Annotated in this window: 12 protein-coding genes; 10 read left to right on the top strand and 2 right to left on the bottom strand. The window is 66.5% G+C overall.

What is annotated here, in order from left to right; all coding sequences use genetic code 11:
- Window positions 1–22: 22 nt before the first annotated feature.
- Window positions 23–637, bottom strand: coding sequence for an HdeD family acid-resistance protein (locus K3U96_RS13665; protein WP_069406830.1), 615 nt, complete (start codon window positions 635–637; stop codon window positions 23–25).
- 217 nt (window positions 638–854) lie between these two features.
- Here K3U96_RS13665 and K3U96_RS13660 point away from each other — a divergent pair, with 217 nt between their 5' ends.
- The 9 genes from K3U96_RS13660 (at window position 855) to K3U96_RS13620 (ending at window position 8548) form a co-directional block, all read left to right on the top strand.
- The gene (locus tag K3U96_RS13660) at window positions 855–1172 is read left to right on the top strand and encodes a DUF732 domain-containing protein (protein WP_165614170.1); all 318 of its coding nucleotides are present in this window, start codon (window positions 855–857) and stop codon (window positions 1170–1172) included.
- A 101-nt stretch (window positions 1173–1273) separates the two neighbouring features.
- On the top strand, window positions 1274–2191 hold the full coding sequence (locus K3U96_RS13655) for an ABC transporter substrate-binding protein (RefSeq protein WP_069406828.1): 918 nt from the start codon (window positions 1274–1276) through the stop codon (window positions 2189–2191).
- A gap of 16 nt (window positions 2192–2207) precedes the next feature.
- Entirely contained in the window at window positions 2208–3140 is a 933-nt protein-coding gene (locus K3U96_RS13650) for an amino acid ABC transporter permease (protein ID WP_220690054.1), read from the top strand.
- On the top strand, window positions 3137–3898 hold the full coding sequence (locus K3U96_RS13645; protein ID WP_271035577.1) for an amino acid ABC transporter ATP-binding protein: 762 nt from the start codon (window positions 3137–3139) through the stop codon (window positions 3896–3898). Before K3U96_RS13650 ends, K3U96_RS13645 begins: the two co-directional genes overlap by 4 nt.
- 5 nt (window positions 3899–3903) lie before the next feature.
- Window positions 3904–5031, top strand: coding sequence for a MacS family sensor histidine kinase (macS, locus tag K3U96_RS13640; RefSeq protein WP_220693523.1), 1128 nt, complete (start codon window positions 3904–3906; stop codon window positions 5029–5031).
- Window positions 5004–5669 carry a response regulator gene (locus K3U96_RS13635; RefSeq protein ID WP_069406825.1) on the top strand — a complete coding sequence of 222 codons (666 nt, stop codon included), beginning with the start codon at window positions 5004–5006 and terminating at the stop codon, window positions 5667–5669. The genes macS and K3U96_RS13635 overlap by 28 nt, the downstream gene beginning before the upstream one ends.
- Before the next feature lie 43 nt (window positions 5670–5712).
- Window positions 5713–7497 (top strand): DUF2339 domain-containing protein, encoded by a 1785-nt coding sequence (locus K3U96_RS13630; protein WP_220690053.1) that lies wholly within the window; start codon window positions 5713–5715, stop codon window positions 7495–7497.
- 55 nt (window positions 7498–7552) lie between these two features.
- Complete coding sequence (locus tag K3U96_RS13625; protein ID WP_069406823.1) at window positions 7553–8041, top strand: Dps family protein; 489 nt, start codon at window positions 7553–7555, stop codon at window positions 8039–8041.
- Between the two features lie 63 nt (window positions 8042–8104).
- Window positions 8105–8548 (top strand): SRPBCC family protein, encoded by a 444-nt coding sequence (locus K3U96_RS13620; RefSeq protein ID WP_220690052.1) that lies wholly within the window; start codon window positions 8105–8107, stop codon window positions 8546–8548.
- Here the strand turns inward: K3U96_RS13620 and K3U96_RS13615 are convergent.
- A complete protein-coding gene (locus K3U96_RS13615) occupies window positions 8529–9797 on the bottom strand; it encodes an adenylate/guanylate cyclase domain-containing protein (RefSeq protein ID WP_220693522.1) in 1269 nt (422 codons plus the stop codon). The two genes, K3U96_RS13620 and K3U96_RS13615, sit on opposite strands and share 20 nt — an antisense overlap.
- A 546-nt stretch (window positions 9798–10343) precedes the next feature.
- Here K3U96_RS13615 and K3U96_RS13610 point away from each other — a divergent pair.
- Window positions 10344–12152, top strand: coding sequence for a glycoside hydrolase family protein (locus K3U96_RS13610; protein WP_220690051.1), 1809 nt, complete (start codon window positions 10344–10346; stop codon window positions 12150–12152).
- Window positions 12153–12156: the final 4 nt, after the last annotated feature.

Raw genomic sequence — 12156 nt, 5'->3', positions numbered from 1 at the left:
ACGTAGTAGACGTCAGTGTGCGTTAGCTCACCGGCGCTTCAGTCCCTTCGCTGTCGGCCGCCGAGGTCTCGGCGGCTCGGTTCTTGAAGTTCTTGGACGCGCTGCGGATGCCGAACGCGGAGACCACTTCGAACACTCCCAGAACAACCAGCCAGATGCCGACCACCACGGTCAGCGTCGCCAGCGACGGGAACGGCGAGGCCAGCAGGACGACGCCGGCGATCACGCTGATCACCCCGATGAAGATCTCCCAACCGCGGCCGGGCAGGGTCGGGTCGCTGATCGCCGATACCGCGGTGGCCACGCCCCGGAAGATGAACCCGACGCCGATCCAGATGGCCAGCAGCAGGATCGACTCCTGCAGGTTGCGGAAGCACAGCACGGCCAGGATCAGCGCGGCGGCACCGCTGATGAACAGCAGCACCCGCCCTCCGGCCGAGACGTGCAGGCTGAACGCGAAGACCACTTGTGCGATGCCGGCGACCAAAAGGTATGCGCCGAAGAAGATCGCCGCGATGACGATCGTGATGCCCGGCCAGGCGAGGACCAGGACACCGAGAATGACGGCAAGCACGCCGGACAGCAGCGTCGATTTCCAGAGGTGCTGCAGCAGGTTGGGTGATGCTGGGCTTTCCATGCGCGAAGTCTGGCACAAACCGGTACTGAAAGAACGGATTTCGCACGTGGTGCGGGCGATTGACGCGTGCGCAAACGATCGGATGGGTCATGTGCAAATAATGCGGCCCGCAACACAGAAGCCAATTATGACTACACAGTGCAGATTCGGTACGATACCGCCCCAAATGCACCCTTTTGAGCACAGCCTTAAAAATTGCGTGAGCAAACGAGGAGTGATGTTGAAACGTACAGCGATCGCGTCGATGGCTGCCTTGCTCGTTGCGTCGGGCGCGGCAATGGCCGTCGCGCCTGCCCACGCAGGTGAAAAGGACGACCAATTCATCGAATACCTCGACCAGAAAGGCGTGCCGTATTCCAGCAAGACCGAGGCGATCCGGGTGGCCAAGGACTTCTGCCTGGCGCGCACGCGGCAGAACGCACCCAAGTGGCGCGCCGCCTACCACCTCGCTCATGAGCAGGGTTGGACAGAAACCGAAGCCGCGCACTTCGCCGAGGCCGCGATCCCCACGTACTGCCCCAGAGTTTGGAAATAACGGGCGGTTCGAGTTCTCCTGCCACCGCCTTAGGTCTCCACTACTGTTCCGTTACCGGCCCTGCGAACCGGTTCCCGCGAGGCAGAAAGTGGAGGCAAACCGTGTTAGGTGCGTGTCGAGACCGTCGAGGGAGACTGTGGCGCATCGCCGCAGCGTTTGCTGCGACCGGTGCGCTCGCGCTGTCGGGTTGCGCAAGCAACACCGCCACCGACGAAACCACCACCGCGACCACTGCGGCGCCCGCGCAGAAGGTCGACGAGATCGCCAACACCGTGCCCGAGGCCATCAAAGCCTCGGGTGAGCTGGTCGTCGGCGTCAACATTCCCTACCCGCCCAACGAGTTCAAGGATCCCAGCGGCAAGATCGTCGGGTTCGACGTCGACCTGATGAACGCGATCGCGGCCACGCTCGGCCTCACGCCGGACTACCGGGAGTCCGATTTCGCGAAGATCATCCCGTCGATTCAGGGCGGCACATACAACGTCGGCATGTCGTCGTTCACCGACACCAAAGAACGTGAGCAGTCCGTGGACTTCGTCACCTACTTCAACGCCGGCATCCTGTGGGCACAGCGCCCAGGCGAGCCGGTCGATCCGAACAACGCCTGCGGCAAGAAGGTGGCGGTACAGGCCACCACCACCGAGGAAGTCGAGGAGCTGCCGGCCAAGAGCAAGGCATGCACCGACGCCGGTAAGCCGCCGATCGAGATCGTCTCGTTCGACGGGCAGGATGCGGCCACCAACGCGGTGATCCTCGGTCAGGTCGATGCGATGTCGGCGGATTCTCCGGTCACGTCCTACGCGATCAAGCAGAGCAACGGAAAGCTCGAGGAGGCCGGCAAGATCTTCGACTCGGCGCCCTACGGCTGGCCGGTGCAAAAGGGTTCACCGTTGGCCCAGTCCCTGCAGATGGCCTTGGAGCACCTGATCGAGACCGGGACCTATGAGGAGATCGCCAAGAACTGGGGCGTCGAGAACGGGATGATCGACAAGCCGGTCATCAACGGCGCGATCAACTAGGGGCAAGGAACGCGCGATGACGAAGGTCGACACGCCGTCCACCGACAGTCCGGCCGCCATCGACGCGGTCCCGCTGCGTCATCCGTGGCGGTGGTTCGCGGCGGTCGTCATCGTCTTTCTCGTCGCGCTGTTCCTCTACGGTGCGGCCACCAACGAGGCCTACCGGTGGTCGACGTATTGGGAGTACCTGTTCAACGAGCGGGTCCTCAAGGTCGGTGTGGTCAACACGCTGCAGTTGACCATCTACTCGATGGTGCTGGCCATCGTGCTCGGCGTGGTGCTCGCGATGATGCGGTTGTCGCCCAACCCGGTGCTGAAATCGGTGTCCTGGGTGTACTTGTGGATCTTCCGGGGCACCCCGGTGTACGTGCAGTTGGTGTTCTGGGGGCTGCTTCCGACGATCTACCAGAACCTGCGTCTCGGAGTGCCGTTCGGCCCGGCGCTGTTCGAGCTAGACCTGCAGAGCCTGTCGATCCCGTTCCTGTTGGCCATCCTCGGGCTGGCGCTCAACGAGGCGGCCTACATGGCTGAGATCATCCGCGCCGGAATCAGTTCCGTGCCCGAAGGTCAGGCAGAGGCTTCGACGGCGCTGGGCATGTCGTGGGGAATGACGATGCGTCGGACGGTGCTGCCGCAGGCGATGCGGGTGATCATCCCGCCGACCGGTAACGAGGTCATCAGCATGCTGAAGACCACCTCGCTGGTCACCGCGGTGCCGTTCACTTTGGACCTGTACGGGATCACCTCCCGCGAGATCGCCGCGCGCACTTTCGAACCCGTCCCGCTGCTGCTGGTGGCGGCGACCTGGTACCTGGTCATCACCAGCGTCCTGATGGTCGGCCAGTACTACCTCGAACGCCATTTCTCCCGGGGCGCGTCGCGAAAGCTGACGACGAAACAACTGGAGGCACTGGCCAAGGCGCAGAGGGCCGGGGAGGCGCACCCATGACGCCGATGGTCAAGGCCGAGCAGGTCTGCAAGAACTTCGGTGCCCTTGAGGTGCTCAAGGGCATCACGTTGGAGGTCGGCAAGGGCGAAGTGCTCTGCATGGTGGGCCCGTCGGGTTCGGGCAAGTCGACGTTCCTGCGGTGCATCAACCATCTCGAGCAGGTGAACGCGGGCCGGCTCTACGTGGACGGGGACCTGATCGGTTACCGCGAGCGTGGCCAGAAGCTCCATGAGATGTCCCCGCGAGAGGCCGCGAAGCAACGGCGCGACATCGGAATGGTGTTCCAGCACTTCAACCTGTTCCCGCACCGCACCGCGCTGGAGAACGTCGTGGAGGCGCCGATCCACGTCAAACGCATCAAGAAGGCCGAGGCGCTCGCGCGGGGACATGATCTGCTCGATCAGGTCGGCCTGTCGGCCAAGGCCGACGCGTATCCCGCGCAGCTCTCCGGTGGCCAGCAACAACGGGTCGCGATCGCCAGGGCGCTGGCGATGAACCCCAAGCTGATGCTGTTCGACGAGCCGACCTCCGCGCTTGACCCCGAGCTGGTGGGCGAGGTGCTGGCGGTGATGAAAAAGCTTGCCGCCGAAGGGATGACGATGGTGGTGGTGACCCACGAGATGGGCTTCGCGCGCGAGGTCGCCAACCAGCTGGTGTTCATGGACGCCGGCGTCGTCGTGGAGAGCGGGCCACCCCGTGAGGTGCTCGCCAACCCACAACACGGACGCACGAAGGCCTTTCTTTCCAAGGTGCTCTGATGCCCATGCCGGAAACCGGACCCGATCCGGCCACGCCGCTGTGGCGCGCGGCGCAGGTGTTCCGGCTGCTGAGTTGCATTTACGCACTGGGGTTTCAGATCGCGGTCAACCCAGCTCTGGACCGGCCGGTGATCGGTTGGCTGCTGTTCGGCGTGCTGATCGCGTGGAGCGCGGCGTGCGCGCTCGCCTATCTGAACGGGTTCGGCCGCCGTCCGTCGTGGGTGTTGGCCGAAATTGTCGTGGTGCTGGCGTTGATTTTGTCCACCGAGCTGATCGCATCGTCGCAATGGGCGCTGGACAACCAGTCCTGGCCGACGACGCTGTGGGCCACCAACGCCACGATCTCGGCGGCGATCCTGTTGGGCCCGATCGCCGGAATGCTGACCGGGGTCGCCGTGATGATCGCCAGCACGGCGGTCAAGGGCGTGGTGAACTACGATCTGGGCCGCAACGCGACCATCGTCATCGAGCTCGCTGTCGGCCTCGCGGTCGGGATGGCTGCCCAGACCGCGCGCCGCGCGCACGCCGAGCTGGAAAAGGCGGCCCGGCTGGCCGCCGCGCAGCAGGAGCGGGAGCGGCTGTCGCGCGAAGTGCACGACGGCGCGATCCAGGTGCTCGCGTTGGTGTCCCGGCGCGGCCGCGAAATCGGCGGGGAGACCGTGGAGTTGGCCGAGCTGGCCGGCCAGCAGGAGCGCGCGTTGCGGCGCTTGGTGAGCTCGGCCAGCGGCGCACCGCGCGTCGGGCAGCTCATCGATGTCGGCGCGCTGCTGCGGGCGCGAGCCTCGGACCGGGTGTCGGTGAGCCTGCCCGCCGACCCGGTGTTGCTTGACGAGCACACGGCGACCGAACTGTGCGCCGCGGCGGCCAACGCGCTCGACAACGTCGCCGCCCACGCCGGGCCGGATGCGCGCGCCTTCGTGCTGCTGGAGGACCTGGGTGACGCGGTCACCGTGAGCGTCCGCGACGACGGCGGCGGAATCCCCGACGGCAGGCTGGTCGAGGCCGTGCACGAGGGACGCATCGGCATCGCCAAATCGATTGTCGGACGGATGAATTGGCTGGGCGGCAGCGCGAAGCTCACCACCGGGCCGGAAAGCGGGACGGAATGGGAACTGACGGTACCCCGACGGTGATGGTGGTCGACGACCATCCGATCTGGCGGGATGCGGTGGCTCGCGACCTCGCCGAGCACGGGTTCACCGTCGTCGCGACCGCAGAAGGGGTGGCCGCGGCGCGGCGTCGGGCGGCGGCGGTGCAACCCGACGTGGTCGTGATGGACATGCGGTTGGCGGACGGCGACGGCGCGACCGCCACCGCCGAGGTGCTCGCCGTGTCCCCGTCGTCACGGATCCTGGTGCTGTCGGCTTCCGACGAGCGCGACGACGTGCTGGAGGCGGTGAAGGCCGGGGCGACCGGCTATCTGGTCAAGAGCGCGTCCAAACAGGAACTCGGCGACGCGGTGCGCGCGACGGCCGAGGGGCGCGCGGTGTTCACCCCCGGGCTGGCCGGGCTGGTGCTGGGGGAGTACCGCCGCATCGCGCAGAACCCGGCACAGGACCCGCAGGCGCCGAGCCTTACCGAACGGGAGACCGAGATCCTGCGTCATGTCGCGAAGGGGTTGACCGCCAAGCAGATCGCCGCGCGCCTTTCGCTCAGCCACCGCACCGTCGAGAACCACGTCCAGGCCACGTTCCGCAAGCTTCAGGTCGCCAACCGGGTTGAACTGGCCCGGTATGCGATCGAACACGGCTTGGACGAGGAACCCGAGTAGTCCTACTCATCCGAATCCGGGGCGGCATTGCGACGATGTCGTCATGACCGAACCGCAGCATGCCGTCATCGCCCGCCTGTCGGCCGACTTCGCCGCGATCTCGCAATACATGGCAAGGGTCTCGTCAGACCTGACCCAGCTGGACCGGGTGCTGTCCGAGCGGACACCGGCTGCGGCACCGCCCGCCCCGACCCCGATGTACTGGGCGCAGTATCCGCAACCGCAATATGCCCAGCCGCAACCCACGCCGCCGGCCCAGGCGCCCGCGCCGGCGCCCGCGGCACCGGCGCCGAGGCAGCCGCGCGACGACGGCTGGATCGGCAAGGTGCTCGCCGTCGCGGGTGTCGCGGTCACGTTGATCGGCGTCGTGCTGCTGCTGGTGCTCGCGGCACAGGCCGGCATCCTGCGACCGGAAATCCGCGTCGCGGCCGGCGCCGCGCTGGCCGCCGGGCTGGTTGGCACCGCAGGCCGGCTGTGGACCCGGCCCGGTGGCCGCATCGGCGCCATCGCTTTGGCGGCCACCGGCATCGCGGCGGCCTACATGGACGTCATCGCCGTCACCACGATCTATGCCTGGGTGTCCGCGCCCGTCGGGCTCGTTCTCGCCGCAGTGATCGGCGCGGCCGGGCTGACCCTGGCCCGGCGCTGGGATTCCGAGCAGCTGGGACTGCTGGTGCTGATCCCGCTGCTGGTGCTGGCGCCGATCGTGGTCGGCGACGTCAACCTGCTGCTGGTGGCTTTCATGCTCGCGCTGGCCGCCGCCTCGCTGCCGGTGCAGCTGGGTAAGGACTGGATCTGGCTGCACGCCGCGCGAACCGCCGCCGGAACCGTCCCACTGCTGGTCGCGCTGCTCGGCGTGAGCTTCGCCGACGGCCGCGACATGGCACTGGCCGGCGCGTGCGGGATCGCCGCGGTGTTGGCGGTCGTCGGCGCGCTGATCCTGTCGCCGTGGACCGCGAACCGGACCGCGATGGCGCTGCTGACCGCCGCCGGTGTGCTGCCGGTGCTGTGCGTGGGCCTGGCCACCGGCCGATTGGTGGCCGCGTTGATGGCGGCGACCTTGGCCGCGGCGCTGCTTGCGATCGTGTTCCTGGGTCGGCGGCTGCCTGCGGTCCAGGGCGCGGCCCGGCAGGTATGGGCGGTGTTATCGCAGGTCGCCGCGCTGATCGCCGTGCTGGTGGCGTTCGAAGGCCGCATCGCCGGTCCGGTGCTGCTGGCGATGGCGGTGGTGGTCGCTGTCGCCGGTCGCTCCGATGCGACCGCGAGGTACGCCGCGGTCGGCTTCGCCGTCGTCGGCGGCGGATTTTTCTTGAGCTACGCCCCGCCGGGTTCGCTGATCGAAGCTACCGCGATAACGCCGGCCACGGGGATTTCGACGCTGATCGCCAGCCTCTTGCTGATCGCCTGCGCCGTGGCGATCGTGTGGTCGTTCCCCAGCCGCGATTCCGCGGCGTGGGCGGGGGCCGCGATCGTGGTCGGCTATGCGCTCACGGCCTTCACCGTCACGGCCGGTGTGCTGATCGGCGGTGAGGGCGGCGGGTTCTTCGGCGGCCACATGGCCGCGACCATCTGCTGGATTGCGCTGGCCGCGGCGCTGTTCGGCTACGCGGCGCGGGTGCCGCGGGCGGACCGGTCGCTGCCGATCGGTGGGGGACTGGCGCTGGTCGCGGCCGCGATGGCCAAGCTCTTCCTGTTCGACCTCGGCACCCTGGACGGAATCTTCCGGGTGGTCGTCTTCATCGTCGTCGGGCTGGTGCTACTCGGTATGGGCGCCGGCTATGCGCGGCTGCTCGAGCACCAGGACCAGCAGAAAGAGCAGCCGGTGTGACATCCATCATATGATAAACTGGACTCAATCCAATTTAGGTGGTGTTGCAGCAGACATGACAAACACACGTAGAACCGAAGAAGAAGTCCAGGAATTCGTCGCCTCCGCCGAGTTGAGCGCCAACCTGCAGCGCGTCCTCGTCGACCTGATCGAACTGCACCTGCAGGGCAAGCAGGCGCACTGGAACGTCGTCGGGACCAACTTCCGCGACCTTCACCTGCAACTCGACGAACTCGTCGACCTGGCCCGGGAGGGCAGTGACGTGATCGCCGAGCGGATGCGCTCACTGTGGGCCGTTCCGGACGGTCGCACCGACACCGTCGCGGCCACTACGACGCTTCCGCAGTTCCCGGCCTTCGAGCAGAGCGCGACCGAGGTCGTTGACCTGATCGCGACACGCACATACGCCGCCGTCGACACCATGCGCAAGGTGCACGACGCCGTCGACGCCGAGGACCCCAGCACCGCCGACATCCTGCACGGGCTGATCGACGGTCTGGAGAAGCAGGCGTGGCTGATCAAGTCGGAGAACCGCAAGATCTAGTTTCGACCGGCGGTCCAGCGCCTTGTTCGCATCGTTTGGCGCGGTTGCGGGTACTCCGCACCGGTGACCGTGAGACGAGACATTCGCGCATCGCGCCAGGCGGTGTGGGACGTGATGGCCGATGGATGGACCTACTCGCAGTGGGTGGTCGGCAACAGCCGGATGCGCGCGGTGGATCCCGACTGGCCGGCCCCCGGCGCCAAGATCTGTCACTCCGTCGGGGTGTGGCCGATGCTGCTCGACGACGTGACCGTCGTCGAGCACTGCGAGCCGTTGGAGGAATTGGTGCTGCACGCGAAGGGCCGCCCCTTCGGTGGTGCGCGGATCACGTTGCGGCTCAGCGATACTCCCGACGGCTGTCGGGTGGAGATGACGGAGTGTCCGGTCAGCGGACCGGCCTCCGTGCTGCCGGACCGGCTGTCCGACCTCGCGGTCTGGCCGCGCAACCGTGAGACGTTGTGGCGGCTGAGCGCGCTGGCCGAACGGCTCAAGCCGACTGAGGTGTAGGGCTGCTGACCGGATGCAGTTCCACGGCGTGACGCACCGCCTCGTCGTCGCGGCGGCCCACCAGGTACCACGTGTGCATCACGCCCTTGCCTTTGACGTCGACCGCGCCGCGCTCCTCGAATTGGTATGAGTCCTTGAGCCGTTCGTAGACGTCCTGCGGAACCTGGATCCGGCCCTCGACGTCGGTGGACTCCATCCGCGAGGCGACGTTGACCGCGTCGCCCCACACGTCGTAGAAGAATTTGCGCGCCCCGACGACGCCGGCGACCACGGGGCCGGCAGCCAAACCGATCCGCAGCGGCACTTCGCGTCCGCGCGGATCGCGCAGGTCGGCGACGGCCTCTGCCATGTCCAGCGCCAGGCAGGCCAGCGCCTCGAGGTGATCTTTTCTCGGCTGGGGCACCCCGCTGACCACCATGTAGGAATCCCCGCTGGTCTTCACCTTCTCCAGGCCATGGCGGTCGACCAGCGCGTCGAGGTCGGTGTACAGCCGATCGAGAAACCGGACCAGATCGCTGGGCGCGGTATCGCTGGCGCGCTTGGTGTATCCGGCGATGTCGGCGAACAGAATCGAGGCGTCGTCGTACTTGTCGGCGATGATGTTGCGGGTCGGGTCCTTGAGCCGGTCGGCGATGGTGGTCGGCAGGATGTTGGCCAGCAGCCGTTCGGAGCGTTCGTATTCGGCCTCCATCGCCAGCCGCGCGCGCCGGAGTTCGCGCATCGCGTACCAGAGTGTCGCCACCATCAGAATCCACGCGGTGATCACGGTCAGGACGAACGACGTCCGAAACGCCCACGGCGGTTGCGCACCGGTGTCGTTGGGCACCAGGTACTCGAGCAGGATGACCGCGGCCGCACCGATGGCCGCGAGCACGCCCGCCAGTACCAGATGATCCAGACCGAGGACGACAAGGGTGATCGCCGCGGCGACCACAAAATACAACTGCAGCCCGGTACCGGTGCCCAGATGCACGCACAACACCGTGATGGTGGCGTAGGCGACCGCGAAGAACACCAAGGGCGCCACCAACTCCCCGAACCGGCAGAGGAACGGGATGGTCATGAAAACCACAGCGCCGCCGAAGTTCAACAGCGGAATCCACCAGATGTCCCGGGCGATCACCAAACCCTGAACGCCGAAGAAGGCGATGATGGCCGCGCTGATCATCGCGGTCACGTTCAGTACCCGGCGATGACGTTCGGCGATGCTGGAACGGTGGCGGATGCGCGCGGGGGCGCGGCTTTCCATCGCCACGTCCGGCACGCAGACGGCCCGGAACTTCGCCACCACTGTCAAAGCGTAACGCCGGATGCCGCGTCGACCTCCGATTTTGAGACCGGCGGCGGTACCGGGATGTGGTCATGAGATTTTCCGGATCGGCCTTTCCGCGGCAGCGACGTCAAATCACCGCGGGCGACAATAACTAGCCTTATGGCGTTGCTGCAATGGATTGACCGCGGATTGAGATGCGCCATCAATAGCGAGCATAACTGGATCAGTTGGCGAACGTACGCGGCGCCATACTACCGAATAAGAATTTGCTGAATTCGCATATTTGTGCACGCTATTGGACACGGTGTGACACGCCGACTTTGGAGTCGAGACATTCTTTCCGAATAGCGCAATTGCGTTATCGCCGATGGGCTAATTTTGCATCCATCACGGCCACCGAAGCCGTTGGCGCTGACCGAGAGAATGAGGGGTGGCATGCGGGCAATCGTCAACCGTCGACTGCAGCGTTGGGGGATAGCCTCGCTGATTGCCGCTGCGCCGCTGGCTGTCTTATGTGCGTATGTGACCAATTTGCTCGTCCCGACCGAGCCGATGCCCAAGCCCAGATACGAGGCCCAATCGCTTCACATCGTGCATACGGCGACCATCAAAGACGAATCGACGACGATCGGCATCGCTGATTCGGACATGTACGACCCGAACCTGACCGAGGAGCAGATCGTCAAGCGCTTCGACGACATGCAGGCATTGGGTGTCGACACCGTCCGGGTGCTGGTGCCGTGGGGGGCGATCCAGCAGGCCGAGCCCGGCAGTCCGCTGGAGGCGCTGTTCCCGCCCGACTGGAGCCGGATCGACTTCATCCTCAGCCAGGCCCAGGTACGTGACATGGCCGTGCTCGGGGTGCTGAACTCAACCCCGTACTGGGGCGGCGCCGACGGCAGTGGATGCCTCGGATGCCCGGGGGTGGCGCCCGATCCGACGAAGTTCGCCGCGTTCGCCGGTGAAGCGGTCACCCGGTTCAACGACCTCTACCCGGGCGTCGTCTCGGCATATGAGGTGTGGAACGAGCCGAACTATTACCGGTCGTGGTTCCCGGTGGTGGACCCCGTCGCCTACACCGAGGTGCTGAAGGCTGCCTACACCGCGATCAAGGCCGCCGACCCCGACGCGACGGTGGTCGCCGGCGTGCTGGCGGCGGTCGTGTCGGCCGGCGGCTTCACGGTGGATCCGGTGACGTTCGTGCAGACCATGTACGCCAACGGGGCGAAGGGCTATTTCGACGCGCTGTCATATCACCCGTACAACTACGACCGGCCGTTCGGCGAGCAGAACCCCAATTTCATCTCGCCGCTGCGCACCCTGCTGCAACTGCGCCTGACGATGCTCGACAACGGCGATGACCTAGTGAAGATCTGGGCGACCGAGTACGGGCTGCCGACGTCGATGGTCTCCTATCAACAGCAAGCCGACTTCATCGAGGACTTCCTGACCACCTGGGCCGGCGGGCTGTCCGACGAGCAGATCCGGCAGTTGCCCGCGCAGTTCCGGGAGTTGGCGGCCGACTGGGACAGTTGGATCGGCCCGGCATTCATCTACACGCTGCGCGACCGGTTGGCAGCGCCCGACACCGAACAGGGCTCGATGGGCCTGTACTACTTCGACGAGGCCACCGGTGAATGGAAGATGAAGCCGGCCGCCGAGGTCATCAAGTGGATCATCGACGACCGCGCGCCCGACACCCTGGCCGAGGCGCTGGCGGCGTCACTGCAGAAGCTCGTCCAGCAGATGGCCGACTCGGTGGCGGCGGCCGTCCAGACCGCGGTGCTGCCCGCGGTGACGCAGACCGTCCAGCAGATCGGCACCCAGGTTCGTGACGCCTTGGCCAATGCGCTTGCGGCCTGGGTGGGTTCGTTGTCGAAACCGGCGACGACGACGGCGGCGACCCGGGTGCCTGCGGTGGATGCGCCCGTGGCGGCCGAGCAGGTGGCCGAGTTCGCCGAAACCGTCGAGCCGGACGTGACCGAACCCGTCGAGCCGGACGTCGCCGAACCCGTCGAGGCCGAACTAGACGACGACGCCCAGGAGTACGCCGACCTGTCCGAAGACATCACCGAGGACATGCCGGTGGACGTCACCGAGGATCTCGCCGAGGACCTCAGCGAGGACGTCACCGAGGATCTCGCCGAGGACATCACCGTGGAGGACACCGTCGACGAGACGACCGTCGGCAAGCACGCCCAAGGCGCCCCCGAGAACGCCACGTCCGTCGATTCCATCAAGGACAGGCTGGCCGGTGAGGCGTCCGCGTCGGACACCGACGGCGGCGGCGGTGAGGACGCCGGTGACACCGGAGCCGACGCGGCCGCCTAGGGAA

Origin of the sequence: Mycolicibacterium holsaticum DSM 44478 = JCM 12374 (assembly GCF_019645835.1) — a bacterium.
GTDB classification, from domain to species: domain Bacteria; phylum Actinomycetota; class Actinomycetes; order Mycobacteriales; family Mycobacteriaceae; genus Mycobacterium; species Mycobacterium holsaticum.
Note: the sequence above shows the minus strand (reverse complement) of the source record. Positions and strands in the feature narration are given on the sequence as shown.

Excerpts from the sequence above, each read along its gene's own strand:
- K3U96_RS13615 (WP_220693522.1), bottom strand. The coding sequence starts at position 9,797 with ATGGAAAGCCGCGCCCCCGCGCGCATCCGCCACCGTTCCAGCATCGCC.
- K3U96_RS13650 (WP_220690054.1), top strand. The coding sequence starts at position 2,208 with ATGACGAAGGTCGACACGCCGTCCACCGACAGTCCGGCCGCCATCGAC.
- K3U96_RS13645 (WP_271035577.1), top strand. The coding sequence starts at position 3,137 with ATGACGCCGATGGTCAAGGCCGAGCAGGTCTGCAAGAACTTCGGTGCC.
- K3U96_RS13625 (WP_069406823.1), top strand. The coding sequence starts at position 7,553 with ATGACAAACACACGTAGAACCGAAGAAGAAGTCCAGGAATTCGTCGCC.
- K3U96_RS13630 (WP_220690053.1), top strand. The coding sequence starts at position 5,713 with ATGACCGAACCGCAGCATGCCGTCATCGCCCGCCTGTCGGCCGACTTC.
- macS (WP_220693523.1), top strand. The coding sequence starts at position 3,904 with ATGCCGGAAACCGGACCCGATCCGGCCACGCCGCTGTGGCGCGCGGCG.
- K3U96_RS13665 (WP_069406830.1), bottom strand. The coding sequence starts at position 637 with ATGGAAAGCCCAGCATCACCCAACCTGCTGCAGCACCTCTGGAAATCG.
- K3U96_RS13635 (WP_069406825.1), top strand. The coding sequence starts at position 5,004 with ATGGGAACTGACGGTACCCCGACGGTGATGGTGGTCGACGACCATCCG.
- K3U96_RS13660 (WP_165614170.1), top strand. The coding sequence starts at position 855 with ATGTTGAAACGTACAGCGATCGCGTCGATGGCTGCCTTGCTCGTTGCG.